The organism is Streptomyces sp. NPDC033131 (assembly GCF_055578365.1).
Genome location: NZ_JBVIPA010000003.1, coordinates 403,324 through 428,983 on the forward strand (window position 1 = coordinate 403,324; position 25,660 = coordinate 428,983).

Annotated in this window: 19 protein-coding genes, 1 tRNA gene, 1 other RNA gene and 1 pseudogene; 10 read left to right on the plus strand and 12 right to left on the minus strand. The window is 71.7% G+C overall.

Annotation, left to right across the window (positions count from 1 at the left end):
* Positions 1 to 10: 10 nt before the first annotated feature.
* From ACZ5XS_RS07125 to ftsE, 6 genes are all read right to left on the minus strand, one after another.
* Positions 11 to 1,003: an extracellular catalytic domain type 1 short-chain-length polyhydroxyalkanoate depolymerase gene (locus tag ACZ5XS_RS07125; protein WP_468648557.1), complete on the minus strand. Its 993-nt coding sequence runs from the start codon at positions 1,001 to 1,003 to the stop codon at positions 11 to 13.
* 174 nt (positions 1,004 to 1,177) lie between these two features.
* Positions 1,178 to 1,583, minus strand: a transfer-messenger RNA (tmRNA) gene (ssrA, locus tag ACZ5XS_RS07130).
* Between the two features lie 112 nt (positions 1,584 to 1,695).
* Positions 1,696 to 2,238 (minus strand): SsrA-binding protein SmpB, encoded by a 543-nt coding sequence (gene smpB, locus ACZ5XS_RS07135; protein ID WP_468648559.1) that lies wholly within the window; start codon positions 2,236 to 2,238, stop codon positions 1,696 to 1,698.
* A gap of 53 nt (positions 2,239 to 2,291) precedes the next feature.
* Positions 2,292 to 3,464, minus strand: a complete 1,173-nt coding sequence (locus ACZ5XS_RS07140) for a S41 family peptidase (RefSeq protein WP_468648561.1) — start codon at positions 3,462 to 3,464, stop codon at positions 2,292 to 2,294.
* Between the two features lie 67 nt (positions 3,465 to 3,531).
* Positions 3,532 to 4,452, minus strand: a complete 921-nt coding sequence (gene ftsX, locus ACZ5XS_RS07145; RefSeq protein ID WP_468648563.1) for a permease-like cell division protein FtsX — start codon at positions 4,450 to 4,452, stop codon at positions 3,532 to 3,534.
* A 44-nt stretch (positions 4,453 to 4,496) separates the two neighbouring features.
* The gene (ftsE, locus tag ACZ5XS_RS07150) at positions 4,497 to 5,186 is read right to left on the minus strand and encodes a cell division ATP-binding protein FtsE (protein WP_468648565.1); all 690 of its coding nucleotides are present in this window, start codon (positions 5,184 to 5,186) and stop codon (positions 4,497 to 4,499) included.
* A 223-nt stretch (positions 5,187 to 5,409) separates the two neighbouring features.
* Here ftsE and ACZ5XS_RS07155 point away from each other — a divergent pair, with 223 nt between their 5' ends.
* Positions 5,410 to 5,601 (plus strand): hypothetical protein, encoded by a 192-nt coding sequence (locus tag ACZ5XS_RS07155; RefSeq protein WP_217238634.1) that lies wholly within the window; start codon positions 5,410 to 5,412, stop codon positions 5,599 to 5,601.
* A gap of 96 nt (positions 5,602 to 5,697) precedes the next feature.
* On the opposite strand, the gene ACZ5XS_RS07160 is transcribed toward ACZ5XS_RS07155, so the two are convergent.
* From ACZ5XS_RS07160 to ACZ5XS_RS07175, 4 genes are all read right to left on the minus strand, one after another.
* Positions 5,698 to 6,357: a hypothetical protein gene (locus tag ACZ5XS_RS07160; protein WP_468648567.1), complete on the minus strand. Its 660-nt coding sequence runs from the start codon at positions 6,355 to 6,357 to the stop codon at positions 5,698 to 5,700.
* A 302-nt stretch (positions 6,358 to 6,659) separates the two neighbouring features.
* The gene (gene prfB, locus ACZ5XS_RS07165; protein ID WP_217238632.1) at positions 6,660 to 7,766 is read right to left on the minus strand and encodes a peptide chain release factor 2; all 1,107 of its coding nucleotides are present in this window, start codon (positions 7,764 to 7,766) and stop codon (positions 6,660 to 6,662) included.
* 122 nt (positions 7,767 to 7,888) lie between these two features.
* Positions 7,889 to 9,127: a serine/threonine-protein kinase gene (locus ACZ5XS_RS07170; protein WP_468648569.1), complete on the minus strand. Its 1,239-nt coding sequence runs from the start codon at positions 9,125 to 9,127 to the stop codon at positions 7,889 to 7,891.
* Between the two features lie 125 nt (positions 9,128 to 9,252).
* A complete protein-coding gene (locus ACZ5XS_RS07175; protein ID WP_468648571.1) occupies positions 9,253 to 10,953 on the minus strand; it encodes a serine/threonine-protein kinase in 1,701 nt (566 codons plus the stop codon).
* 438 nt (positions 10,954 to 11,391) lie between these two features.
* Between ACZ5XS_RS07175 and ACZ5XS_RS07180 the strand changes: the two genes are divergently transcribed.
* The 6 genes from ACZ5XS_RS07180 (at position 11,392) to ACZ5XS_RS07205 (ending at position 23,090) form a co-directional block, all read left to right on the plus strand.
* On the plus strand, positions 11,392 to 15,120 hold the full coding sequence (locus ACZ5XS_RS07180) for an FHA domain-containing protein (RefSeq protein ID WP_468648613.1): 3,729 nt from the start codon (positions 11,392 to 11,394) through the stop codon (positions 15,118 to 15,120).
* 240 nt (positions 15,121 to 15,360) lie between these two features.
* Positions 15,361 to 16,743, plus strand: coding sequence for an ABC transporter substrate-binding protein (locus tag ACZ5XS_RS07185; RefSeq protein WP_468648573.1), 1,383 nt, complete (start codon positions 15,361 to 15,363; stop codon positions 16,741 to 16,743).
* Positions 16,744 to 16,747: 4 nt separating this feature from the next.
* Positions 16,748 to 18,091, plus strand: coding sequence for a carbohydrate ABC transporter permease (locus ACZ5XS_RS07190; protein ID WP_468648575.1), 1,344 nt, complete (start codon positions 16,748 to 16,750; stop codon positions 18,089 to 18,091).
* Positions 18,088 to 18,996 carry a carbohydrate ABC transporter permease gene (locus tag ACZ5XS_RS07195; protein WP_468648577.1) on the plus strand — a complete coding sequence of 303 codons (909 nt, stop codon included), beginning with the start codon at positions 18,088 to 18,090 and terminating at the stop codon, positions 18,994 to 18,996. Before ACZ5XS_RS07190 ends, ACZ5XS_RS07195 begins: the two co-directional genes overlap by 4 nt.
* 162 nt (positions 18,997 to 19,158) lie before the next feature.
* Positions 19,159 to 21,555: a bifunctional glycosyltransferase/CDP-glycerol:glycerophosphate glycerophosphotransferase gene (locus ACZ5XS_RS07200; RefSeq protein WP_468648579.1), complete on the plus strand. Its 2,397-nt coding sequence runs from the start codon at positions 19,159 to 19,161 to the stop codon at positions 21,553 to 21,555.
* Positions 21,556 to 21,809: 254 nt separating this feature from the next.
* Complete coding sequence (locus tag ACZ5XS_RS07205; protein ID WP_468648581.1) at positions 21,810 to 23,090, plus strand: hypothetical protein; 1,281 nt, start codon at positions 21,810 to 21,812, stop codon at positions 23,088 to 23,090.
* Positions 23,091 to 23,331: 241 nt separating this feature from the next.
* Here ACZ5XS_RS07205 and ACZ5XS_RS07210 read toward each other — a convergent pair whose 3' ends face one another.
* A complete protein-coding gene (locus ACZ5XS_RS07210) occupies positions 23,332 to 23,745 on the minus strand; it encodes an organic hydroperoxide resistance protein (RefSeq protein ID WP_383859603.1) in 414 nt (137 codons plus the stop codon).
* Between the two features lie 119 nt (positions 23,746 to 23,864).
* Here ACZ5XS_RS07210 and ACZ5XS_RS07215 point away from each other — a divergent pair, with 119 nt between their 5' ends.
* The gene (locus ACZ5XS_RS07215; RefSeq protein WP_468648583.1) at positions 23,865 to 24,374 is read left to right on the plus strand and encodes a MarR family winged helix-turn-helix transcriptional regulator; all 510 of its coding nucleotides are present in this window, start codon (positions 23,865 to 23,867) and stop codon (positions 24,372 to 24,374) included.
* A gap of 195 nt (positions 24,375 to 24,569) precedes the next feature.
* Positions 24,570 to 25,067, plus strand: a pseudogene (locus tag ACZ5XS_RS07220) (NAD-dependent epimerase/dehydratase family protein); the annotation flags it as partial.
* A gap of 25 nt (positions 25,068 to 25,092) precedes the next feature.
* Here ACZ5XS_RS07220 and ACZ5XS_RS07225 read toward each other — a convergent pair.
* Positions 25,093 to 25,181 (minus strand) — tRNA-OTHER (locus ACZ5XS_RS07225).
* On the opposite strand from ACZ5XS_RS07225, the gene ACZ5XS_RS07230 reads away from it, so the two are divergent.
* The gene (locus tag ACZ5XS_RS07230; protein WP_468648615.1) at positions 25,149 to 25,562 is read left to right on the plus strand and encodes an NAD-dependent epimerase/dehydratase family protein; all 414 of its coding nucleotides are present in this window, start codon (positions 25,149 to 25,151) and stop codon (positions 25,560 to 25,562) included. The two genes, ACZ5XS_RS07225 and ACZ5XS_RS07230, sit on opposite strands and share 33 nt — an antisense overlap.
* Positions 25,563 to 25,660 lie beyond the last annotated feature (98 nt).

Consider the following 25,660-nt stretch of genomic DNA (forward strand, 5'->3'; position numbering starts at 1 on the left):
GCCGAGCGGGTCAGCCGAGACCCCAGGCCCGCCCGAGCCGGTAGGCGGCACACAGGTTCACGTCGAGGAGGTACGCCCCGGCGGTCCCGCACTGCTCGCTCCCGCTGCCGGGATCGACGGGCTGCCCGTGGCCCATGCCCGTGAGGCTGTAGGTCTCCACGACGGCCTTCCCGCCCGCGTCCCGGAACACCCGGTGCGGATACCCGGCGACCGTGTCGCTCACGTCGGCCGCCTGGTCGGCCCCGTGCACCTCGGTCCACTGCTCGACCAGGTCCGTCATGTTGACGGGCTTCACGGTGTGGTCGGCCGTGCCCTGGAAGGCGGTCAGCGTGGGCCAGGGTCCGGTGTACCCGGGCCGCGCGGCGCGCACCCGGTCGCCCCACTGGCGCGGGGTCTGGGTGGCGCCGACGTACATGCAGACGTACGGCGACCCGGCGGCCTGTGCGCACCCGTACGGCAGCCCGGCGACGATCCCGCCGCCGGCGAACTTCTCCGGGTAGGCCGCCATCATCACGGCGGTCATGCCGCCCCCGGCGGACAGGCCGGTGACGTAGACGCGCGAGGCGTCGCCGGTGACGTCGGCGAGCTGCCGGTCGACCATCTGCGCGACCGACGCGGCCTCGCCCTGCCCGCGCTGCATGTCCCCGCTCTGGAACCAGTCGAAGCAGGATGAGGCGTTGTTGGCGGTCTGCTGCTGCGGCAGCACGACGGAGAAGCCCCAGCGGTCGGCGAGCTGGATCCAGCCGCTGCCGGTGCCGTATCCGGAGGCGTTCTGGGTGCACCCGTGCAGCGCGACGACGACGGGCCGGCCGGCGGGCAGCCCGTCGGGGACGTACCGGAACATCCGCAGCGCACCGGGGTTGGCGCCGAACCCGGTCACCTCCTGAAGGGAGGCGGCCGCGGCCCGGCCCGGGGTGAGGAAGGCGGCGAGGAGGGCGACCAGGAGGGTCGCGAGGAGGAGAGGACGGCCTACGGCTGTGGTGTGTGTCCTGGTGGGTGTCATGGAGAGGGACCGTAGAAGCGTGAACAGCCCCTCGACATGGGGCGGCACACCACAACGGGCGCGGCATGCATGTGCCGAGCCGACGGACTCGCCGTGGTCCGGGCATGACGCAGGCCCCGCCGCTCGGAAGCGACGGGGCCTGTGCCCACATGGGGTACCCGCTCAGGCGCGGGCGAGTGGAGATGGCGGGAATCGAACCCGCGTCCAACGGTGCAGAATCAGGGCTTCTCCGTGCGCAGTTCGCTGTGATTTTCTCGGCCCCGGCGATCACGCGAACAAGTCGCCGACGGGCCCAGTCACTGTTTGATTTCCCTCTTCACCCCGTGACCGGGATCAAGGTTTAGTCCCCTAGCTGATGCCAGGATCCGGGTCGGGAACAGCCCCGGGCTGACACTCCGTTACGTGCGGAGCAGTAGCCTAGTTACCTGAGATCAGGCAGCGATGGCGTACTGCGACTGCACGGGAGAATCGCTCTTGATAGTGGCGATTATTTTTTTCGGCCTGTGGTTTACGAGATCATGGCCGCTTCCTCGACACGCTTCCCCTGCTTCGACATCCGCTGTCGAAACCGATCATCCCCATGTTGATTTTTCAAGCTGTCCCTCGTGAGGGACGCGCACCCGCTGTGAGGTGCAGGTGCCATCGTACGTGACCAACGCGGGACGAGGCCACCGTATTCCGGCGCTACCGCCCTACTGGGCCCGCTGCTTCCGCTTCGCCGCCGCGATCGCGCGGTCCGACTCCCGCCGGTCCTGCTTCTCCCGCAGGGTCTGGCGCTTGTCGTACTCCTTCTTGCCTCGCGCGAGGGCGATCTCGGCCTTCGCCCGGCCGTCCTTGAAATACAGGGCGAGGGGCACGATCGTGTGACCCGTCTCCTGGGCCTTGGACTCCAGCTTGTCGATCTCCTCGCGGTGCAGGAGCAGCTTGCGCTTGCGGCGCACGGAGTGGTTGGTCCAGGTGCCCTGGCTGTACTCGGGGATGTGGGCGTTGTGCAGCCACGCCTCGTTCCCGTCGATCTGGACGAAGCCGTCGGTCAGCGAGGCGCGTCCCTGGCGCAGCGACTTCACCTCGGTGCCGCTGAGCACCAGTCCGGCCTCGAAGACGTCGATGATCGCGTAGTCGTGCCGCGCCTTCTTGTTCTGGGCGACGATCTTGCGCTTGCCGTCCTTGACCTTCGCGGGCCCTGCGCCCTGCTTGGGCTGGGATTCCTTCGGTACGTACATTCCCTTGCTCATAGTGCCGCCCATTTTCGCACTACCGAGGGGGTCCGCGGGAAACCGATTAACGGCTACCTGCCCAGGCCGCTCAGCACGGTCTCCGCCCGCTTCAGCACCTGCCGGTCCGCCTCCAGGTCCGGCGTGATGCCGCGCCCGTCGACCCCGCGGCCGGAGGGGGTGCGGTAGTGCCCGACGGTCAGCTCGGCGACGGAGCCGTCGGGCAGCCGGCTCGGCATCTGGACCGAGCCCTTGCCGAAGGTGCGGGAGCCCACGACGACCGCGCGGCCGCGGTCCTGCAGGGCTCCGGTGAGCAGCTCGGCCGCGCTCATGGTGCCGCCGTCGACGAGTGCGACCAGGGGCCGGGTGGTGTCGCCGCCGGAGTCGGCGTGCAGGGCTCGCTGTGCGCCCTCGACGTCGTACGTGGCTACCAGGCCGCCGTCGAGGAAGGCGGAGGCGGCGGTGACGGCCTCGGTGACCAGGCCGCCGGAGTTGCCGCGCAGGTCGAGGACGATCCCGGCGCCGGCCGGGGCCCGCCGTACGGCGGTGCGGACCCTGTCGCCGGCTCCCTTGGTGAAGGCGGTGATCCTGATCACGGTGATGCCGTCCGCCGGTGTGTGGACGGTCACGTCGTCCGTGGAGAGGCGGGCCCGGCGCAGTGTCTCGCTCCACGCGCGCGTGCCGCGCTCCAGGCCCAGGCGGACGGTCGTACCGGCGGCCGCGCCCGTGCCGTCGCCGCGCAGTAACGAGACGACCTCGGTGACGGGCCGCCCGTCGACGTTCCTGCCGTCGACACTGCGCAGCCGGTCGCCCTCGTGGATGCCGGCCGCGGCCGCGGGCGACCCGGCACGCACCTTGGTCACCTCGATACGGCCGTCCCGCTCGCGCCGGGCCCACAGGCCGACGCCGGTGTACCGGCCGTCGAGGGCCTCCTCGAACTCCTCGTACTCACCCTGGGAGTAGACGGCGCCCCAGCGGTCCCCGCTGCGGCTGACCGCGCGTTCGGCGGCCTCCATGGGGGACTCGCCGTCGGCCATGGCCTCCTCGGCGGCCTTCTCCACGTCCTCGTGGCGGCCCGCCGAGGCGGCCGCGATGGTCGGGTCGGAGGGGGATTTCCGGTCGCGGCCGTCGGCTGCGTGGAAGGAGCCGGTCGCGGCACCGGCGATGAGGACGCTCGTGAAGACCAATGTCAGGGCGGCCCCGCGGCCGATGCGACGGGGCTGACAGAACAGGTCTCGGCCTGACATGCGGGTGAGTCTAGGACAACGCGAAGGGCCGCACGGCCGGTTGACCGTACGGCCCTCTTGGCATGCGTCACACCTTCAGGTACTTGCGCAACGCGAAGAACGCGGCCAGCGCGGGCATCAGCAGACTTGTCGCCAGGATGAGCGGCAGCTTCGTCAACACGGCGTCCCAGCCGATGAAGTTGATCAGGTTCAGCTTCTCGGACAGGGCGAGGCCGTGGTCGATGAGGAAGTACCGGGCGACCACCAGGAAGCCGCACGCGACCGTGCCGCCGATGAGTCCGGCGACCGCGGCCTCCATGATGAACGGCGCCTGGATGTAGAAGCCCGAGGCACCGACCAGGCGCATGATCCCGGTCTCGCGCCGCCGGCTGAACGCCGAGACGCGCACGGTGTTGACGATCAGCATCAGCGCGACGACCAGCATCAGGGCCATCACGGCGCGCGCGGCCCAGTTCATGCCGTTCAGCAGCCCGAAGAGGTTGTCGAGGATCCCCTTCTGGTCCTGCACCGACTGCACGCCGTCACGGCCGTCGAAGGCGGTCGCGATGACCTGGTACTTCTCCGGGTCCTTCAGCTTGATGCGGTACGACTCCTGCATCTGGTCCGGCGTGAGGGAGCTGGCCAGCGGGGAGTCGCCGAACTGCTCCTTGTAGTGCTTGTACGCCTGGTCCTGCGACTCGTAGGTCACCTTCTGCACGACCGACGTCATCTTGTCGAGGTCGGCCAGGATGGCCTTCTTCTGGTCCTCGGTGACCGCGCCCTTGGCGCAGTTCGGATCGGACTCGGCGTCGCTCTTGTTGCAGAGGAAGACCGAGACGTTGACCTTGTCGTACCAGTAGCCCTTCATGGTGCTGACCTGGTCGCTCATCAGGAGCGACCCGCCGAACAGGGCGAGCGACAGGGCGACGGAGACGACGACCGCGAAGGTCATCGTCAGGTTGCGGCGGAGACCGACACCGATCTCCGACAGAACGAACTGGGCGCGCATGGCGTGTTCTTCAGGCCTTTCCGTGGGCAGTCGTCAGACAGCGGTCAGTGCTGGTAGCCGTAGACGCCGCGTGCCTGGTCGCGGACGAGGCGGCCCTGCTCCAGTTCGATGACGCGCTTGCGCATCTGGTCCACGATGTTCTGGTCGTGCGTCGCCATCAGCACGGTCGTGCCGGTCCGGTTGATCCGGTCGAGCAGCTTCATGATGCCGACGGAGGTCTGCGGGTCGAGGTTACCGGTGGGCTCGTCGGCGATGAGCAGCTTGGGACGGTTGACGAAGGCTCTCGCGATGGCCACCCGCTGCTGCTCACCACCGGACAGCTCCCCGGGCATCCGGTCCTCCTTGCCGCCGAGCCCGACGAGGTCGAGCACCTGCGGCACGGACTTGCGGATCTCGCCCTTCGACTTGCCGATGACCTCCTGCGCGAAGGCCACGTTCTCGGCGACCGTCTTGTTCGGCAGGAGCCGGAAGTCCTGGAACACCGTCCCCAACTGCCGCCGCATCTGCGGCACCTTCCAGTTGGTGAGGCGCGCGAGGTCCTTGCCCAGAACGTGCACCTGACCGTGGCTGGCCCGCTCCTCGCGGAGCACCAGCCGCAGGAAGGTGGACTTTCCGGAGCCGGAGGACCCCACGAGGAACACGAACTCGCCCTTCTCCACTTCCAGGGAGACATCCCTGAGTGCGGGGCGGGTCTGCTTGGGGTAGACCTTGGATACGTTGTCGAATCGGATCACGGATGCACCACGGGTAGCCGGGGGTAGATGAGCGTGACCATACGCGAACCCGGTGCGCAAGCGCAGGCACCGGTTGGGGTTGCGCGACAGATGTGCGTTTTGTGCCTGCCCCGGCCTCACGGGACCCCGCGCTGAATCGCGGGGAACCTGGCACAGTGGAGGGGGAACGTTCGGGTTCCCGCAGGCGTTGTGTACGTGGAACCGGTGCAAGGAGGGCGAGCGCATGACGTACGACCGGCTGGTATGCGCGAACTGTGCGGCGCCCGTGATCGAGGGCCGGTGCCATGTGTGCCGCGCGAACCGCGAGCGGCTGCAGCAGGACAACCTTTTCGCGGGTCTGAACCCCATGGCGCTCATCACATTGCTGGCGGTACTGATCGCGGCGGTCGCGCTGCTGGCGCACCAGACCGCGTAGGACGCGGTCCCAGGACATACGAAGGGCCCGGAGCGATGATCGCTCCGGGCCCTTCACCGTGCGGCGTGCGCACGGTCTGTCGCTAGACGGCTACCGTCAGGCAGCCGCGCCGCTCCGGCCGCTCATGAGGCGCGGCAGGATGCGGAAGCCCACACCGCCGGCGATCATCGTGGCGGCGCCGATCACCAGGAAGGTGGTCTGCGCGGCACCGGTCTCGGCGAGCTGCTCACCGCTGCCCTGGGCCGACGTGTCGGTCGAGGTGTCCGTGCCGGTGTCGGTGAGGGACGAGGAGCCCTCCTCCTGGGCGGAGTCGCCGGAGCCGCCGTCGGGGTCGGTGTTGCTGTTGCCCCCGCCGTTCCCGTTCCCGTTCCCGTTCCCGTTGCCGTTGCCGTTGCCGTTCCCATTTCCGTTCCCGTTGCCCGGGTCGGTCGGGTCCTCGGTGGGCTCGGTGGGCTCGGTGGGCTCGTCGGTGGGCTCGGTCGGCTCCGTCGCGGTCGGTTCGGGCTCGGTCGGGATGCCCGGGTCCGTCGGACCCGGGTCCGTCGGGTTGGGCTCGGTCGGGATGCCCGGGTCCGTCGGGGCCGGAGGCGTTTCGTCGTCGAGGCCGGGGTCGACGTTCACGCCGACACCGCTCTCGTCCACGGTCACGCCGATCTCCAGCGCGGAAGCGGCGCCGGCGGCGGTCAGCGAGGCACCGGCCGCGATCACGGCGCCAGCGGCTATCCGCGCGATCCGGATCCGCGTCTTCTTGGTCATCTGGTTGCTACCCCCAGTAGCTCATCGTCAGTGAGGCGGCGCTCGGGGGCCGTGATCAACGGAGGTAGCTGCGCTTGAAGGCCCCCCGGTTCACATGCGCCCCAGAGATACGCATGCCACGCTTTACCCTTCCCATTTTTCAAAGCAACGTCAAGGCCATTGCGCGCGCATTGTCCAACTAAGCGGTCAATGCCGGACATTGAAGTGTGTGAGTGTGATGTAAAACCCAGACATCGGGAACACATCCGGGCACACAAAAGGCAACTGCCGCCGGAGGGGCGGCAGTTGCCTTGTCGACAAACTTACTTCTCCTGCTGCTTGCGCCAGCGAATTCCGGCTTCCAGGAACCCGTCGATCTCGCCGTTGAACACGGCCTCGGGGTTTCCGACCTCGAACTCCGTGCGCAAATCCTTGACCATCTGGTACGGGTGCAGGACGTATGAACGCATCTGGTTGCCCCAGGAGTTGCCGCCGTCGCCCTTGAGGGCGTTCATCTTGGCCTGCTCCTCCTGGCGGCGCCGCTCGAGGAGCTTGGCCTGGAGCACGTTCATCGCGGTCGCCTTGTTCTGGATCTGCGACCGCTCGTTCTGACAGGAGACGACGATGCCGGTGGGGAGGTGGGTGAGCCGCACCGCGGAGTCGGTGGTGTTCACGCCCTGGCCACCCGGCCCGGACGACCGGTACACGTCCACCCGCAGCTCGGACTCGTCGATCTCGATGTGGTCGGTCTGCTCGACCACGGGAAGGATCTCGACGCCCGCGAAGGAGGTCTGGCGCCGCCCCTGGTTGTCGAAGGGCGAGATCCGCACGAGCCGGTGCGTGCCCTGCTCGACGGAGAGGGTGCCGTAGGCGTACGGGATCTGCACGGCGAAGGTGGTCGACTTGATGCCGGCCTCTTCCGCGTACGACGTCTCGTAGATCTCGGTCTTGTAGCCGTGCTGCTCGGCCCAGCGCAGGTACATCCGCTGCAGCTTCTCGGCGAAGTCGGCGGCGTCGACGCCACCGGCTTCCGCGCGGATGTTGACGAGCGCCTCACGCGCGTCGTACTCACCGCTGAGCAGCGTGCGGACCTCCATCTCGTCCAGCGCCTTCTTGACGGCGACGAGCTCGGACTCGGCCTCGGCCTTGGTGTCCGGGTCGTCCTCCTCCTCGGCCATCTCGAACAGCACGGAGAGATCGTCGATCCGTCCGCGCAGCGTCTCCGCCTTCCTGACCTCGGCCTGGAGGTGGGAGAGCTTGCTGGTGACCTTCTGCGCCTCGTCCGGGTTGTCCCACAGGGACGGCGCGGCCGCCTGCTCCTCGAGCACGGCGATGTCTGCCCTCAGCTTGTCGAGGTCCAGAACGGCCTCGATCGACTCCATGGTCGAGGAGAGGGACTTGAGCTCTTCGGATACATCGACGACTGCCACGCCTCCAGCCTAACGGCTCCGCCAAGCGGGGGGCGCCGGTGCGGGCGTCGACCGGGGGCTCCGCCCTTCGCCCACCCCGCCAACCGGCTCGGTCGGAGTCCGGGGGGCGGAGCCCCTCGGCGTCAGGGTGTCGCCGGGGACGAGTTCCGGCCGTCCCGGGGCGTGCCGGGGTCGCCAGAGGTGGCCGCCCAGGTGCCGACGCCGGCTGCGGCGACCAGGACCACCGCAGCGACGCCCAGCACGACACGCCGCCGCCGGGTGGCCGCCCGGTGCCGGGCAGAACCGGGTCGGGGGGCGCCCGCGGCCCGTGGCGCACGGGCGGTGCCCCGCGCGCCCCCGGCCAGCTCGTCCGGCGCGGGCACCCGCATCGACGTATGTGTGTCCCGGTTGGAGTCGGCCGGCTTCGCGCCCGGTACCAGCGGCACCGCGCCCCGTCGCCGTACCGGCGTCGGCGACGCCGGCTCGTCCGAGGGCGGGTCCTCGCCCTGCTCCTCCTCGGACTCGGGATCCGGCTCGTCCACGTCCAGCGGCGGCATGCCCGCCAGCATCGGCAGCAGCTCCCGCAGCCGCGCGCCCAGCTCGGAGGCCCGCAGCCGGGAGGCCGGCGCCTTGGCCAGGCACTGCACGATCAGCTGCCAGAGCTCGTCCGGGATACCGGGGAGGGGGACGACCGTCTCCGTGACGTGGCGGCGCAGGACGGCACCGGGGTGTCCCCCGCCGAACGGCGTGAAGCCCGCCAGCAGCTCGTACAGGACCGTGGCCAGTGCGTAGATGTCCACCGAGGCTCTCGGCGGCAGGCCTTCCACTATCTCCGGTGCCAGGTAGTCCGGCGTGCCGATGATCTTCGTGGCTCGGGTCCGGCGCGGCGAGTCGATGAGCTTGGCCACGCCGAAGTCCGTCAGCAGCGCCGGATGGGATCCGCCGGGGCCCAGCGGGCCCTGCATGTCGAGGAGCACGTTCTCCGGCTTGACGTCCCGGTGGACGACCCCGGCCTTGTGCGCCGCCGCCAGCCCGTCCGCGACGTCCGCGACGATCGCGACGGCCGCCTCGGGCGCGAGCCGCTTCTCCCGGTCCAGCCGGGTGCGCAGGTCGGTGCCCCGGACGAGGTCCATGACCAGCGCGAGGTCGTTGCCGTCGACGACCAGGTCGCGCACGGACACCACGTGGGGATGCTCCAGACCGAGCAGGGCCGTGCGCTCCTGCACGAAGCGTCCGACGAGTTCCTGGTCGGACGCGAGGTCCTCGCGCAGCAGCTTGACGGCGACGGGACCCTCGGGTCCCTCGCCCAGCCACACCGTGCCGGCGCTGCCCCGCCCGAGGATCTGGTGGGCGGTGTACCGGCTGCCGATCTTCCGTGCCAAGGCTGCTCCTACAGACGCGTGTTGCCGATAAAGCTACGCGCCGGAAGAGCCAACCTTCACCGCGGAGACGGAAATCACCCACTGGGTGTCGACAAATCCCCTCAGTCACTCCGGTTCGGGGGCCGCTACTGGCCGGAGGAGCTCCCGCTCAGGTCCCCGATCCACCCGGAAACCGTGTCGAACATGTCTCCGATCTGCTGCCAGTAGCTCTTGCCCGTGCCGATCCACTCCTGCAACGGGCTCAGCTCCCAGACCAGCCAGCCCGCGACGAACAGGATGACGATCGTGAACAGGCACCCCTTGAGGCAGCCGAGCCCGGGGATCTTCATCGGGTTGGCGCTGCGCTGCCGCGGCGCACGGGGCTCGCGCGCGGGGCGCTGGGGCTCCGGCTGCGGGGGCGGCGCGTACCGCTGCGGCGGCTCGGGCTGCTGACGGCGCTGCTGCCGGCGCTGGGGCTGCTGCTGCGGGGCGTACTGCTGCGGCTGCGGCTGCTGCTGCTGCGGATTGCCGTAGCCGGGCTGCGGGGGCCGTTGCTGCTGGGGACGCGGCGGCTCCTGCGGCCGGGCGGCCTGCCGCTGGGGACGGCGGCGCAGCGGGTCCTGGCTGGGGTCGAGGTACTGGACCTGCGTCTGCTCGTTGCGGTCGCGGGCGGCTCGCAGCTGGTTCTGCCAGGGATGCGGGTCCTCGGGCCGGCCAGGCTGCTGGCCCTGCTGCCCGCCCGGTGGGTGCTGCGGCATGACGGCGGTGGGGTCGGCGGCACCCACAGGAGCCCCGGGACCGCCGGGGGCGCCGGTGTGCGGCATGACGCTGGTCGCGGCGTTCGGGTCGTAGGCGTTCGGGTCGTAGGCGCCCGCGCCGTGCTGCAGCACCTGCGTCGGGTCGGCGGCACCGGGTGCGCCCGGGACGGCCGCCGGGGCCGGGTCGGGTGCCAGCAGCACGCCGACCGCCTCCGCGGCGGCGATCTGCGCGGAGTTCGCGTGCACGCCGACGCCCTCGGCGACGGTGCGCAGGGCGCGCGCGAGGTTCTCGGCGCTGGGGCGCTCGCCGGGGCTCTTGCGCAGGCAGCGCTCGATGACCGTCCAGAGCGGGTCGGGGACCGTGGACGGGCGGCGCGGTTCGGCGCTGAGGTGCTGGTGCAGGACTTCGAGGGCCGAGCCTCCGCCGAACGGGGGACGGCCGGTGACCAGCTCGTACATCAGGATGCCGGCGCCGTAGATGTCGACGGCGGAGGTCTGCGGGCGGCCCTCGGCGGACTCGGGCGCGATGTACGCGGGCGTGCCGACGAACTCGTGGGTGCGGGTGAGGCCGGGCGAGTCGGCGAGGCGCGCGATGCCGAAGTCGGTCAGCATCGGGTGCATCTGGCCGTCGTACTGCTTGAGCAGGACGTTCGCGGGCTTCAGGTCGCGGTGGACGACGCCGTCGGCGTGGCTGGCGGCGAGCGCGTCGGCGATCTGGGCGGTGAGCAGGGCGGCGCCGACGGGCGTGAGGGGGCCGTTCTCACGCAGGTAGCGGTGCAGGTCGGGGCCATCGACGAGGTCCATGACCAGGGCGAGCAGATCACCCTCGACGACCAGGTCGCGCACCCGCACGATGTTCGGGTGGGTCAGGCGGAGCAGGACGGAGCGCTCCCGCAGGAACCGCATCACGATGTCGGGATCGCTCGCGAGTTCCTCCTTGAGGACCTTGATCGCGACGGTCTCGCCGGGCTGGCCCTGCACGGCCGCCTCGGCACCCGCGGTCTCGCGCTGGCGGGCTCGCCAGACGGTCCCCGTGGCGCCGCGTCCGAGCGGCTCCTCGAGGAAGTACTTGCTGCCTACCGGCCGCACGTCATGCGCTCCCTGTTGCTGGCTTACCTGCTTGCTTACCTGGCACCTACACCGGTGTCCGGCGTGCTATGGGTGTTCCGACCCACTGTAGTGCTGTGGTCCGGAGCAGAGCGGTGTCGTCTTTCTGTGCGTCTTACGTAGCGGTTCCCGTACCCGTTCGAAGGAAAGACGCTCGACTCGATCCCGTTGGTTGCCACAGCCGCGCCTGAGTGATCTCAAGTGGTCGCGGGTCGGGCACTGGTCAGGCACTTTTGCGGGCAGAGCCGACCAATCAAGATCATTTGATGCCGGGCGGCGGGCGTGTTGTCAGTGGCAGGTGCGAGGATGCCTCCAGTACTGGCCGACGTGCTCGTGGTGGTGGGGGAAGTCCGTGGCGTGGGACCGCGGAGGGCTTCGTCCTCGTCCCGGGTGCCCGCGCAGAAGGGACCGCTGACGGCGATGCAGATCCGGCTGACCGTCGTAGACCCGCTGGGCCCGCCCGACCGCGCCCAGGGCCGCGCCGCGAGCTGCGACGTGCTGGTCACCGCGCCCGCGGGCACGGCTCTGGCCGCGGTGGCGTCGGCGCTCGCCTCGGCGGTCCCCGCGGACGCGGGAGCGCCGCTGGAGCGGAGCCGGGAGGCCGGCGGCGGCCCGGTCGTGCTGTACGCCGGTGCGGAGCGGCTCGACGCCCAGCGGTGCACCCTGGGCGAGCCCCCGCTGATCGACGGCGCCGTGCTGTCCCTGGGCGCCCCCGGCGAACCGGAGGCGCATCCCGAGCTGGACGACGCGCCGACCCAGCTCCACGTGGTCGCGGGCCCGGACGCGGGCGGGGTCCACCTCCTGCACGGCGGGCAGATCCACATCGGCCGCTCCGCCGACGCCGACGTCCCGCTCGACGACCCGGACGTCTCCCGCCTGCACTGCGCGGTCACCGTCGGCCCCGACGGCCGCGTGTCGGTCGCCGACCTCGACTCCACGAACGGCACCTCGCTCGACGGCACCCGCGTGGGTGCCCGCCCCATCCGCTTCACCTCGGGTGCGCTGCTGCGGATCGGCGAGTCGGCCCTGCGGCTGGCCCCGGCCGGCGGTCCGGGAGCGCGGGTGCGGACGACTCCCGACGGGGAGGGGCAGGTGCGGGTGCCCACCGGCGGCGGTGCCGGGGACGGCCCCGCCCAGGCACCCGGGTCCGAGGGCGCACCCGTCCACTCAGGCCCGTCCGGCCCCTCCGGCAGGACGCATCACCGGTACGGCTCGGCCGGCTGGGGTGCCTCGGCCGGCACCCCCGGCGCACAGGGCCACAGCCCCGTCGAACCTCCGCCCGTCGTACCGGGCCAGGGCGGGGCGCCGCACATCGAGACCGGGGCGGCAGGGCCCTACGGCCGGACGAGCGCCGTCCCCCGGGACGGCTCCGGCGACAGCGGGACCACCCACGCCGGGCGGTTCGGGGCAGGTACGGCGGGCGGCACCTCCGGCACGATGGCCGGATACGGCGGACGGACCCCCGCGGGCCCGTCCGGGGCCGCCGAGCACGGCACCCGCGTGAGCGACGACACCCGGTACGCCCGGGGAGACGGCCAGGGCTCCGGCCCCGGTGAGGCGGGCGCCGGGACGGGCCCCGCTGCCGCCGCCTCCCCCGGCGCCGGAGCGGACCGCCGCAAAGGAACCCCGCTCCGGGGGACCGACGTACCGCCCGGCCTGCGGAAACGCGGCGGGCTCTCGGCGTGGGCGCGGCGGCTGACCGGCGGGCGCGGCGAACAGGAGCCGGCCGGACGCGGAGCGTACGACGAGACCGAGGACAGCGTCTCCGTCGCAGCGCAGACGGCACCCCCGGCCCCGCCCTCCCAGGCCCCCGAGACCTGGCCGGACCCGGCGGCGCTGCTGCTGACGGCACTGGGCCCCGGTCCTCGGCTGTGGGAGCGCGGGCCGGGCCACCCGGAAGCACTCACGGTGCGGCTCGGCACTGCGGACCGGGCGGCGCCCGACGGCTCGGGCCTGCTGCCCGCCGTGCCGGTGACCGCCGATCTGCGCGAGGCCGGGGCACTGGGGCTGGCCGGACCGCGCGAGCGGCTCGCCGGGCTGGCCCGCGCGGTCGTCGCCCAGCTCGCCGCGCTGCACTCCCCCGACGCCCTGGAAATCGTTCTGATCAGCGCGGACCGCTCCCGCCCGGTGGCGGAGCGCACCGCCGAGTGGGCCTGGCTGGGCTGGCTCCCGCATCTGCGCCCGGGACACGGCCAGGACTGCCGTCTCCTCCTCGCCTACGACCGCGAACAGGCCAAGGTCCGCACCGACGAACTCCTCCGCCGCCTGGAGGACCACCTGGACCAGCTGACGGAGTCGGCCCCGGGACACAGGCCGACGCGCACGCACACCGACCGGCGGGCGGACACCACAGGAGCCGGTGACAACGGCAATGGCAATGGCAATGACGTGCAGGGCGCCGACTCCGAGGTGAAGGGCTCCGGCGACCGCCCGCAGCCGTCCCGCGGTGCGAACCGGCGCCCTTCCTGGGCCCGGGACGAGGACACCGCGGACCAGGACGGGGCCGGCTTCCCCGGGCCGTACACCATGGTCGTCGTGGACGGCGATCCCGGTGGCGCCGCCGTCCGCGAGGCGGTGGCGCGGCTGACGCTGGAGGGGCCGCGGGCGGGCATACACGTCGTGTGCCTCGCCGAGACGGCACCCGCCTCGCCCGCGTCGCCGGTGACGGAGACGTACGAGGCGGCCTGCGCGGCGGCACCGGCGTTCCGCGAGTGCGGTGCCGTGGCGCTGCTCAGTGGCGACGTGGCGACGGCCCTGCGACTGATGCGGGTGGCGCGGGCCACGACGGACGGTTCCGCCACACCCGCCGGTACCACCGCTGCCTCCACCCCCGCCGCCTCCTCCACTCCCGTCGGCCCGGTGGGCCACGGCACGGTCGCCGCCGTGGACGCCGTCTCGCTCGCCTGGGCCGAGCGGTTCGCGCGGGCGCTGGCACCGTTGCGGGCGGAGGGCACCGCCGGTGAGCGGCACGCGCGCGTGTCGGCACCGCTGCCCCCCGCGGCCAGGCTGCTGGACGAGCTGGGGCTGGCCCGGGCCACCCCGGCGTCGCTGATGGCCCGCTGGGCGGACGCGGCCGACGACACGGAGTCGCTCGGCGGGCGGGCCTGGGCCGTGCTCGGGGCCGGACCGCGCGGCCCGGTCTGCGTGGACCTCGCCCTGGAGGGCCCGCACCTGCTGATCGAGGGACCGTCGGGCAGCGGACGTACGGAGCTGCTGCGGGCCGTCGTCGCCTCGCTGGCCGCCGCCGAGCGGCCCGACCGGCTGAGCATGGTGCTGATCGACGGCCGGGACAGTGTGGGCACGGACACCGGCGGACACGGCGAGGGCCTGCGGGTGTGCACGGACGTACCCCATGTCACCACCCACCTCACCGCCAACGACCCCGTGCGCATGCGCGAGTTCGCCCAGTCGCTGAGCGCCGAGCTGAAGCGGCGCGCGGAGCTGCTCGGGCGGCTGGACTTCGCCGAGTGGCACACCGGACGCGAGGTGTCGGGCCGCATAGTCGCCCAGCGGACGGCGCAGGCCCGGGGCGTGTCCGGTGCCACCGGGGAGCACAACGGGGACCTGGACGCCTCCTCCAGCTCCACGATCCGGCTGCGGCCGGCGGCCGCCCGGCGGCAGGCGGCGGCCGTGGTGCCGCTGCCCCGCCTCGTCGTGGTCGTCGACGACCTGGACGCGCTGGTCTCCCCCGCGCTGGGCTCACCGGGCAGGCCTGCGGCGGGTTCGGTGATACGCGCCCTGGAGGCCGTGGCCCGCGACGGCGAGCGGCTCGGGGTCCACCTGGTGGCCGCGGCCGGCAGCGGCGGCCGTACGGTCCAGTCGGATCCGGCACGCCTGGCCACCCTCCGCGTCACGCTGGACACCCCGACCCCGGGTCCCGACGAACCGGCCCCCGGGCGTGGCCGCCTGACCTGGTCGGACGGCCGGGCGACTCCGTTCCAGGGAGGCCGCGTCACGGGCCGCATCCCGCGTACGGCGACCCTCCGGCCGACGGTCGTGCCCCTGGAGTGGGACCGGATGGGCGACCCGCCGACCCGGCGCCCGGTGCGTGAACTGGGCAACGGCCCGACGGACCTGGCGCTGCTGGCCAGTGCGCTGGAGCGGGCGGCACGAGAGGTCGCGGCGACCGCGGTGCCGTCACTCCTGTAGCGCCGGGTCGGCATATTTCAGCCCTTCCGGCGCGGGCGAGGCCGTTCGGACCGATAGCGGGGATCTGGGGCAGCCGCTCCCAGCAGACGCGAGCCGCAACCGCCCGCACCTGGTCACGAGGGGGTCACGATCCCCGGCTTGACACGCGATGCGCTCTTGCCGCCCCCAACCCGTCAGGCGTAGACCAGATCCACGGGACAGCGCTCGAACGTTCGATGAGGCACGAAGAACGGGGCAGTGATGCGAAGCACGAGCAGTACGAACCGGAACAACAGGGCCGCGAAAGCCGCAGCGACCCTCCTGGCGGGAGCGCTCGCACTCTCGCTCACCGCCTGCGGCAGCGACGACGACAAGAGCAGCGGCAGCGACACGACTGCCACTGCCCAGGAGACCGGCACCGGCGTCACCCTTCCCAAGCTGGACGGGCAGAGCCTGGAGGTGGCCGCCGTCTGGACCGGTGCCGAGCAGGCCAACTTCAAGAAGGTGCTTTCGGAGTTCGAGAAGCGGACGGGCGCCAAGGTGACCTTCGTGCCCGCCCAGGACCCGATCGTCAACTTCCTCGGCTCGAAGATCGCGGGCGGCCAGCCGCCGGACGTCGCGATGCTCCCGCAGCCGGGCGCCATCAAGCAGGCCGTCGACAAGAAGTGGGCCAAGCCCATCGGTGCCGAGGGCCTGAAGGAACTGCAGAAGAACTACTCCCAGGGCTGGCAGGACATCGGCAAGGTCGACGGCAAGCAGTACGGCGTCTACTACAAGGCCGCCAACAAGTCGCTGATCTGGTACAACGCCCAGGTCTTCGAGAACGCGGGGGCCACCGAGCCCAAGACCTGGGACGAGCTCCTGACCACCGCGCAGACGGTCTACGACTCCGGCGTCACGCCGTTCTCGGTCGGTGGCGCGGACGGCTGGACCCTGACCGACTGGTTCGAGAACGTCTATCTCTCCCAGGCGGGCCCGGAGAAGTACGACCAGCTCGCCAAGCACGAGATCAAGTGGACGGACCCGTCCGTGAAGGACGCGCTGACCACGCTGGCGCAGGTCTGGGGCAAGAAGGACTATGTCGCGGGCGGCGCGACCGGCGCACTGCAGACGGACTTCCCGGCCTCGGTGACGCAGGTCTTCACCGGCGGTGACCAGCCGAAGGCGGGCATGGTCTACGAGGGCGACTTCTCGCAGGTCAACATCGTCCAGGCCGGTGCGAAGGTCGGCACCGACGCCAAGGTGTTCCCGTTCCCGGCGGTGGGCGACATAGCGCCCGTGGTCTCCGGCGGTGACGCGGCGGTGATCCTGAAGGACTCCGAGGCGGCGCAGGCGCTGGCCACCTTCCTCGCCTCCCCGGACGCGGCGACCGTCCAGGCGAAGCTCGGCGGCTACCTCTCGCCGAACAAGAACGTGCCGGACTCGGCGTATCCGAACGCGGTGCAGCAGAGGATGGCCAAGGCGCTGATCGCGGCCGGTGACGACTTCCGCTTCGACATGTCCGACCAGGCCCCGCAGGCCTTCGGCGGCACGCCCGGCAAGGGCGAGTGGAAGGCACTGCAGGACTTCCTGAAGAACCCGACGGACATCGCCGGCACCCAGCAGAAACTGGAGGCCGACGCGGCGGCGGCCTACGGCGGCTGACGCGATGGCATCTGCCAATGCGGCAGGGGGCACCCCGCCCCCTGCCGCTCCCAAGTCGCGCAAGAGCGTGACCGGCACCCGCAAGAGCGTGGCCGCGCTGTTCCTGCTGCCCGCTCTCGTGCTGCTGGGCGCGCTCGTGGTCTACCCGATCGGGTACTCGGTCGTCCGCAGCTTCTACGACCAGTCCGGCAACGGCTTCGCCGGATTCGACAACTACGAGGCACTCTTCACCGACGACGGCATCCGCACCGCCCTGAAGAACAACATCATCTGGGTGGTGTTCGCCCCGACGATCGCCACCGCGCTCGGCCTGATCTTCGCGGTGCTGACCGAACGGGTGAGCTGGGGCACGGCGTTCAAGCTGGTCGTCTTCATGCCGATGGCGATCTCGATGCTGGCGGCGGGCATCATCTTCCGTCTCGTCTACGACCAGGATCCGGACAAGGGCGTGGCGAACGCGGTGTGGGTGGGCGTGCACGACACGTTCACCGAGGCGTCCGCGTTCCCGAAGGCGCACCCGGGCCGCGATTCGCCGCTCATAGCGCAGGGGGGGAGCTTCGTCACCAAGGCGACGGTCCGCACCGGTGACACCGTCACACTGCCCCTCGTGGGCGTCGCCCCCGACCAGATGCCGGGGGACGCGAAGAAGGCCGTGGCGCCGCAGGCCGAGCCCGGGAAGATCACCGGCACGACCTGGCAGGACTTCACCCGCGGCAAGGGTGTGGGCACGCTCGGCGCGCCCGACCCGAGCGAGGTCGGCTACCCCGGCATGAAGATCGAGGCCGTCAAGGACGGCAAGGTCGTGGAGTCCACGAAGGCCGCCGACGACGGCACGTTCACCCTGTCCGAGAAGGCCGACGGGGCCCAGCTCCGGCTCCCCGCGAGCAATTTCAAGGAGGCCTACAACGGCCTGGACTGGCTCGGCCCGTCGCTGGTCACGCCCGCGATCATCGGGTCGTACATCTGGATGTGGGCGGGGTTCGCGATGGTGCTGATCGCGGCCGGGCTGGCGGGGATGCCCCGTGAACTCCTGGAAGCGGCCCGCGTGGACGGGGCGAACGAGTGGCAGGTGTTCCGGCGGGTCACGGTCCCGCTGCTCGCGCCCGTCCTCGCGGTCGTCGCCGTCACCCTGATGATCAACGTGCTGAAGATCTTCGACCTGGTCTTCATCATCGCCCCGGGCTCCTCGCAGGACGACGCGAACGTCCTGGCGCTGGAGCTGTACCGCAAGGGCTTCTCCGAGGACCAGCCGGGCATCGCCAGCGCCATCTCGGTGTTCCTGCTCCTCCTCGTCATCCCGGTGATGTGGTTCAACATCCGCAGGCTCAGGCGGGAGGTGCGGCGATGACCACACATACGGACAGGGTCGGCAAAACGGCGCCGGTCGAGAACGTGAAGGCCAAACGGTCCCTCGGTTCACGCCTCGCAGAGGGCGTCAGCGGCGGTCTGATGCGCGTGTTCCTCATCATCGTCGGCCTGTTCTGGCTGGTGCCGACGATCGGCCTGCTGATCTCCTCGCTGCGCCCGCCGGAGGAGATGACCGCCAGCGGCTGGTGGAACGTCTTCGCCGAGCCGTCCCAACTCACCTTCGAGAGCTACGACAAGCTCCTGCAGAACAGCGACATCACCAACTCGCTCGTGAACACCGTGCTGATCACGGTCCCGGCGACGGTGCTGGTCGTCGTCGTCGGCGCGCTCGCGGGCTACGCGTTCGCGTGGATGGAGTTCCCGGGCCGCGACTGGTGGTTCCTGGGCGTGGTCGGCCTGCTGGTCGTGCCGGTGCAGGTGGCGCTGATCCCGATCGCCGAACTCTTCGGCAAGCTGGGCCTGTTCGGCTCGATCTTCGGCGTGGTCCTGTTCCACACCGGCTTCGGTCTGCCCTTCGCGGTGTTCCTGCTGCGGAACTTCTTCGCGGAGATCCCCCGGGAACTGCTGGAGGCGGCCCGGCTCGACGGCGCCGGTGAACTGCGCCTGTTCGCCCGGGTCGTGATGCCGCTGGGCGCGCCGGCGATCGCGAGCCTGGGCATCTTCCAGTTCCTGTGGGTGTGGAACGACATGCTGATCGCGCTGGTGTTCTCCGACTCCGGCAGCCAGCCGATCACGGTCGCGCTGCAGACGCAGGTCCGCCAGTTCGGCAACAACATCGACGTCCTGGCACCCGGCGCGTTCATCTCCATGGTGGTACCGCTGGCCGTGTTCTTCGCGTTCCAGCGGCAGTTCGTGTCGGGCGTGATGGCGGGCGCGGTCAAGTAGGCAGCACGGACAGTCACGTTCAGGGGGCGGGCCGCACCGGTCCGCCCCCTTCGTCTCCCCGCCGTCTCCCCATCGTCCCCCACATGCCCTAACGTTTCGTAACCAAATCATCCCTTCGGCCGTTCCCGGGCAGAACGCCCGCGACGACCCTTGGATGTCCCCTTGCCCAGGTTCAGTGTCATCGTCCCCGCGTACAAGGTTCAGGCCTACCTGCACGAGTGCCTGGATTCGGTGCTCTCCCAGTCGTATGCGGATCTGGAACTGATCGCGGTCGACGACGGCTCGCCGGACGCCTGCGGCGCGATCATCGACGAGTTCACGGCCCGTGACCCTCGCGTACGGCCCGTGCGGCTGCCGCGGAACCAGGGCCTGGGCGCCGCCCGCAACACCGGGCTGCGCGTGGCGACCGGCGACTACCTGCTCTTCCTGGACGGCGACGACACCCTCACCCCGCACGCGCTGCGGGCGATCGCCGACCGCCTGAAGGAGACCGGCGAGCCGGACGTCCTGGTCCACGACTACGCGCGCGTCGACTGGTCGGGCCGGACCGTCCGCAACCAGGCCGCGATCCAGCTCACCGAACGCGGCCCGGCTTCCTTCGGCCTGGAGGACCGCCCGGGCCTGCTCAAGCTGCTGACGGTCGTGTGGAACAAGACGTACCGCCGGGAGTTCGTCGAGCGCGAGGGCTTCACGTTCCCGTCCGGCCTCTACGAGGACGTCCCGTGGACGTACCCGGTCCTCATGGCCGCCGAGTCGATCGCCACCCTCGACCGGGTCTGCGTCCACTACCGGCAGCGCCGGCGGGGGAGCATCACCCGCACCACCAGCCGCCGCCACTTCGACCTCTTCGAGCAGTACGACCGTGTCTTCGCGTACGTCGAGCAGCGCCCCGAACTGGCGCGGTGGCGGCCGATGTTGTTCCGCCGCATGGTCAACCACCTGACGGCGGTCTTCGCCCACGGCGACCGGCTGCCGCGCGACGCGCGCGCCGAGTTCCTGCGCCAGGCCCGCGCCCACTGCCGTCGCCACCACGCCCCCGGCCATCCGGTCCCGCTGCGCTCCCGGCTGCGGCACGCCCTGGTCCGGCTGGGCCTGCACCGCACGTTCCGCACCCTGCAACGGGCGTCGGCCCTGCGCCGCCGCAGCGTCAAGGCCCTCATCCGTCTGTTGAAGACCCTGCGCTCCGGCGCGCTCCGGCTGCACTACCGCGTCCAGCGCCGTCTCCCGCTGCGCGCCGACCGCGCCGTCTTCACCGCGTACGACGGCCGCGGTCACGGCTGCAATCCGGGCGCCCTGGAGAACGCGTTCCGCACCCACGCCCCGCACATCCGCACGTCCTGGGTCGCCCGCCCCGAACACCACCACACGATCCCGTCCGCCACCCGCCGCGTCAGGCCCGGCACGGCCGCCTACTGGACGGCCCTCGCCCGCTCCAAGTACCTGGTCAGCAACGTCGACTTCGACCGCCGCCTGGTCAAGCGCCCCGGCCAAGTCCTCCTCCAGACACAGCACGGAACCCCGCTGGGGCACATGGGCCTCGACCTCCAGGAGCGCCCGGCGGCCGCCCGCGGCACGGACTTCGCGGAGCTCCTGCGGGGCGTCGACACCTGGGACCACGTCCTGACCGCCAACCGCCACTCGACCCTGACCTGGGAGCGCGTGTTCCCCGGCCGCTACCGCACGCTCGAGTACGGCCAGCCCCGCAACGACGTCTTCCAGCAGGCGACCTCCGCGCACGTGTCCCGGCTGCGGGAGACCCTCGGCGTCCCGGAGGGCTCGGTCGCGATCCTGTACGCGCCGACCCGCCGCGACCACCGCCGCAGCCAGCACGCGGCCCTCGACCTGGAGCGCGTCCTGCGCACTCTCGGTCCCCGTTACGTCGTCCTCGCCCGCGCCCATCACGCCTACGGCGAGCCCCTGACGGCCGGATCGGCGGACCGGGTCATCGACGTCACCGACCACCCGAGCGTCGAGCAGCTCTGCCTCGCCTCGGACGTGCTGGTCACCGACTACTCGTCGATCATGTTCGACTACGCCAACCTCGACCGGCCGATCGTGCTCCTCGCGGACGACCGGGAGGCGTACGAGGCGGCTCGCGGCACCTACGTCGACCTGCGGTCGTTCGCGCCGGGCGCGGTCGCGCGCAGCGAGGACGAGCTGATCGACATCTTCGCCACCGGTCACTGGCGCGGCTCGCGCTCCGCCCAGCTGCGGTCGGCGTTCCGGGAGCGGTTCTGCCCGTACGACGACGGACGCGCCGCCGAGCGGGTCGTACGCCATGTGGTGCTGGGAGAGACGGACCTGCCGCCGGTCGTGCCGCTCGACGAGCGCCACCCCGTGCCGTCCGCGACGGCGGCTCTCGGACGCCCGCCACTGGCCACCGTGCCGCCCGCCGCCCCACCGGCCGTCGGAGCGCCGGCCGTCGATCCGCGGGGCCTCGACCTGCCCGCCGTCGTACCGCAGACCGCCGGTCCGTACGCCGTCCCACCGCAGGCCGTCCCACCGCGGGCCCTCGCACCGCTGGCCGTCGCACCGCTGGCCGTCGTCGACCGCGTCTGAACGCCGTTTTCGCTCCGGGGAGTTCGCATGCCCTCCAGTCCTTCGCGGCCGACCCCGACCCGGCCGTCCACGTGGCGCCCTGGGGGACGGCCCGGCGGCCGCGTCGACGGGGTCGTGGGCCGGCGGTCCCTCCTGGTCCCGGTCTGCGACGCGACCGGCTCCCCCGGGGCGTACGGGTGGGGGCCGCCCGGATCGGCCGCGGTCGGCCACGAGGTGTCGGTGGCCGCCGCGGGCCGTGACCTGCCGGTGTGCTCATGAGGCCACGCACCTGGGTGCTGGCGCTGGCCACGGTGTTCGCCGTGCTCCAGCTCGCGAACGTCACCGGCCGGGACACCCCCGACACCAAGAACTACCTGTCGTACGCCCTGGACCTGCGCGGCGACAGCAAGCGGGAGGCGGCGGCCGCCACCATCGAATACGCCTGCGCGGGCGAGGCGTCGACGGCGTACCGCCGGCAGAAGGTGGACGTCGTGCGCTTCCACGCGCCGGATCCGCGTCGGCAGGTCAGGACGGATTGCCGGGCCACGGCCTGGCGGGAGGTGGACGCGCGGATGCGGGCGGGGCAGACGGGCGGGCACACCGCGCCGTTCAGTTCCGAGCGGTTCCTGCGGATCTTCGAGGCGCGTCCCGGATACCCGGTGTTCCTGCTGCCGTTCGTCACCGTGCTCGGCGTGATCTGGGGGATGTGGGCGGCGGGTGTCGTCATCACCGTCGCGGGCGGGATCCTGGCGTTCCTGATCCTGCGCACGCTGTCCCTGCCGGTGCCGCTCGCGCTGACCGGTCAGGCGCTGTACTACGTGCTGCCGTGCGGCACGACCGCCATGCGGCCGATGACCGAGGGCCTGCTGCTGGCGCTGACCCTGGCGGCGGTGTGGGGGTGCGCGCTGGTGCTGCACGGGCATCGGACGCGGGCCGGTCTGGTGCTGGTGGGCGGCTCGCTGGCGGCGCTGTTCACGGTGAAGCACTCGCAGGCACTGTTTCTGGGGCTGAGCCTGGCGGGGGCGGGGCTGGTGATCGGCGTACGGCGCCGGGGGCGGGAGCGGGACGTGGGACGTGGGGTCGTGGCGCTCGCGGGCGTGGGCTGCTGCGCGGTGGTCGGGACGCTGCTGCTGGCGAGGGTGCTGCGTTACCCGTCCGCGTCCGAGAGCGTCCAGGATCTGCTCGCCAACCACTTCACCCGGCCCGACCGGACCCGGCCGTGGCCGGAGTTCCTGCATCTGCAGGCGAACTTCTGGACGGAGTGGCTGCGTCGGCAGCTGTGGCAGCCGCTGTTCGCGGCGGCCCTGGCGGCGGGGGCGTGGGGCGCGCTGCGAGGACACCGCCGGGCGTTCGGCGGGTTCCTGGTGGCGGCCGCCTTCACCGGGGTCCTCACGCAGGCCGGGCACCCGGACATCAACATCTGGGGCGACCGGCTGATGGTGCTGGCGTGGCTGCTGCCGGTACTCGGGGTGCCGCTGCTGCTGGAGCGAGTCGTCCGGGAGCCGGTGACGCTGCCCGCGCAGGACCGCGCCGAACGGGCCCACTCGCTGGGGTGACGAGCGGCCGGGTCCGGCGTCCCAGCCGTGTCAGGTCGTCCGGCTCCCAGGGCGAGGCGGCTCGCGGACGTCCGCGACGGCCTCGCCCGGACGTCGACCCGCGCCGAGCGCACCGCCGCCGTCCGCCCACTCGGTGATGGCGTGGAGCGGGCAGGGGCGGTGCCGGCGCGGGGCCGACGGCAGCGAGGCCCACGCGCTGAGCGTGAGCCTCGGAGTGCGACTCTGTGTGTCCGACCGGGGGTTACTCGATGACGAGGTCGACCTCGATGTTGCCGCGGGTGGCGTTGGAGTAGGGGCAGACCTGGTGGGCCTGCTCGACCAGCTTGCGGCCGGCCGCCTCGTCCACGGTGTCGGGCAGCTCGACGCGGAGGGTGACCTTGAGGCCGAAGCCCTCGCCCTGCTTGCCTATGCCGACCTCGGCGGTGACGGCGGCGTCGCTGACGTCGACCTTGGCCTGCCGGCCGACCAGGCCGAGGGCGCTGCCGAAGCAGGCGGCGTAACCGGCGGCGAACAGCTGCTCCGGGTTGGTGCCCTGCCCGTTGCCGCCCATCTCCACCGGGATGCCCAGCGCGAGGTCCAGGGTGCCGTCGGAGGAGACGGCACGGCCGTCCCGGCCGTGGGTGGCGGTGGCGACAGCGGTGTAGAGCGCGTCCATGGAAATCCATCCCTCTCGAGTCACGTCTCGGCGGCCTGTCCGGCCGCCGCACGACCACTAGTAGAGCACACAATTCAGTTGTGCACAATTGAATGGCTCGCTGGCGCTATCCTGGAGGCATGACCCGCACGCCGACCCCCTCCAGCGCATCAGCTGCCGCCACAGCCCAGGAAGAGAACTGGCTGCGCCTCGACGGCCAGATCTGCTTCTCCCTGCACGCCGCCTCGCGCGCGTTCAACGGCGTCTACCGCGTGCTCCTCAAGGACCTCGGGCTGACCTACCCGCAGTACCTGGTGATGCTGGTGCTGTGGGAGCGGGGCAAGACCCCCGTGAAGAAACTCGGCGAACACCTGCGCCTCGACTCCGGCACGCTGTCGCCGCTGCTCAAGCGCCTGGAGGCGGCCGGCCTGGTCCGACGGGAGCGCAGCGCCCGCGACGAGCGCTCCGTGGAGGTGCGGCTGACCGAGGAGGGCGCCGCGCTGCGCGAGCCGGCACTCCGGGTACCGCGCCGGATCTTCCAGGCGACCGGCTTCGACCTCGACGAACTGCGCGAGCTGCGCGAACGCCTCGACCAGCTCACGTCGACACTGGATGCGGCGGCGCTGGAGGAGATGGCGGGCCGCGAGTAGCGGGGCCGCCCGACCCGGCCACCCGCCGGGGTGCCCGACCCGGCACGGGGAGTCGCCGTCCCTCCACACCGAGTCGTCACGGTCACCCGCACCGGACCGCGCCGCCTGCTTCACTGATGACGGGAGCCGAACCGCACCCGGCACGCGCAGGCGACACGCACCACCACAGGCCAACTGACGAGGGGACGGCCGCACATGACCTGGCTGATCACCGGCGGCGCCGGTTACATCGGGGCACATGTCGTACGGGCGATGACCGAGGCGGGCGAGCGGACCGTGGTGTACGACGACCTGTCCACCGGCATCGCCGAGCGCGTCCCCGAGGACGTACCGCTGGTGGTGGGCTCGACCCTGGACGGCGAACGCCTGGCCCGCACCCTCGCCGACCACGAGGTCACCGGTGTGGTCCATCTGGCGGCGAAGAAGCAGGTGGGCGAGTCGATGGACCTGCCGCTGCACTACTACCGGCAGAACGTCGAGGGCCTGCGCGTCCTCCTTGTGGCCGTGTCGGAGGCGCGCGTGCCGTCCTTCGTCTTCTCCTCCTCCGCGGCCGTCTACGGCATGCCGGACACCGAGCGCCACGGCGGCCTGGTGACGGAGGAGACGCCCTGCGTGCCCATGTCGCCGTACGGCGAGACGAAGCTGGCCGGCGAGTGGCTGGTCAGGGCGACGGGCCGGGCGACGGGCCTGTCCACGGCGTCGCTGCGGTACTTCAACGTGGCGGGCGCGGCGAGCCCCGAACTCGCGGACACCGGTGTCTTCAACCTGATCCCCATGGTCTTCGAGAAGCTCACGGACCACGCGCCCCCGCGCATCTTCGGCGACGACTACGAGACACCGGACGGGACCTGCGTACGGGACTACATCCACGTCGTCGACCTCGCCGAGGCCCATGTCGCGGCGGCCCGCGCCCTCCAGGCCGCCCCCGGCCGTGACCTCACCCTCAACATCGGCCGCGGGGAAGGCGTTTCGGTCCGCGAGATGATCGACCGCATCAACGCCCTCACCGGCTACGACCGCCCCCCGACGGTCACCCCACGCCGCCCGGGCGACCCGGCCCGCGTCGTCGCCTCCGCCGACCGGGCCTCCGCCGAACTGGGCTGGAAGGCCAAGCACGACGTCCAGGACATGATCATCTCCGCCTGGGAGGGCTGGGTACGCCTGTACCCGGAGGCGGCCCGCGGCTAGCCCCAATGCCGGTGACTTAAGTTCTGTCTCGCCGAGTGATGGTGAGGGTGTCCGGTGCGGGTGGTGTCCAGTTGCGGTGCTGGGCCCGTTTGAGGGGC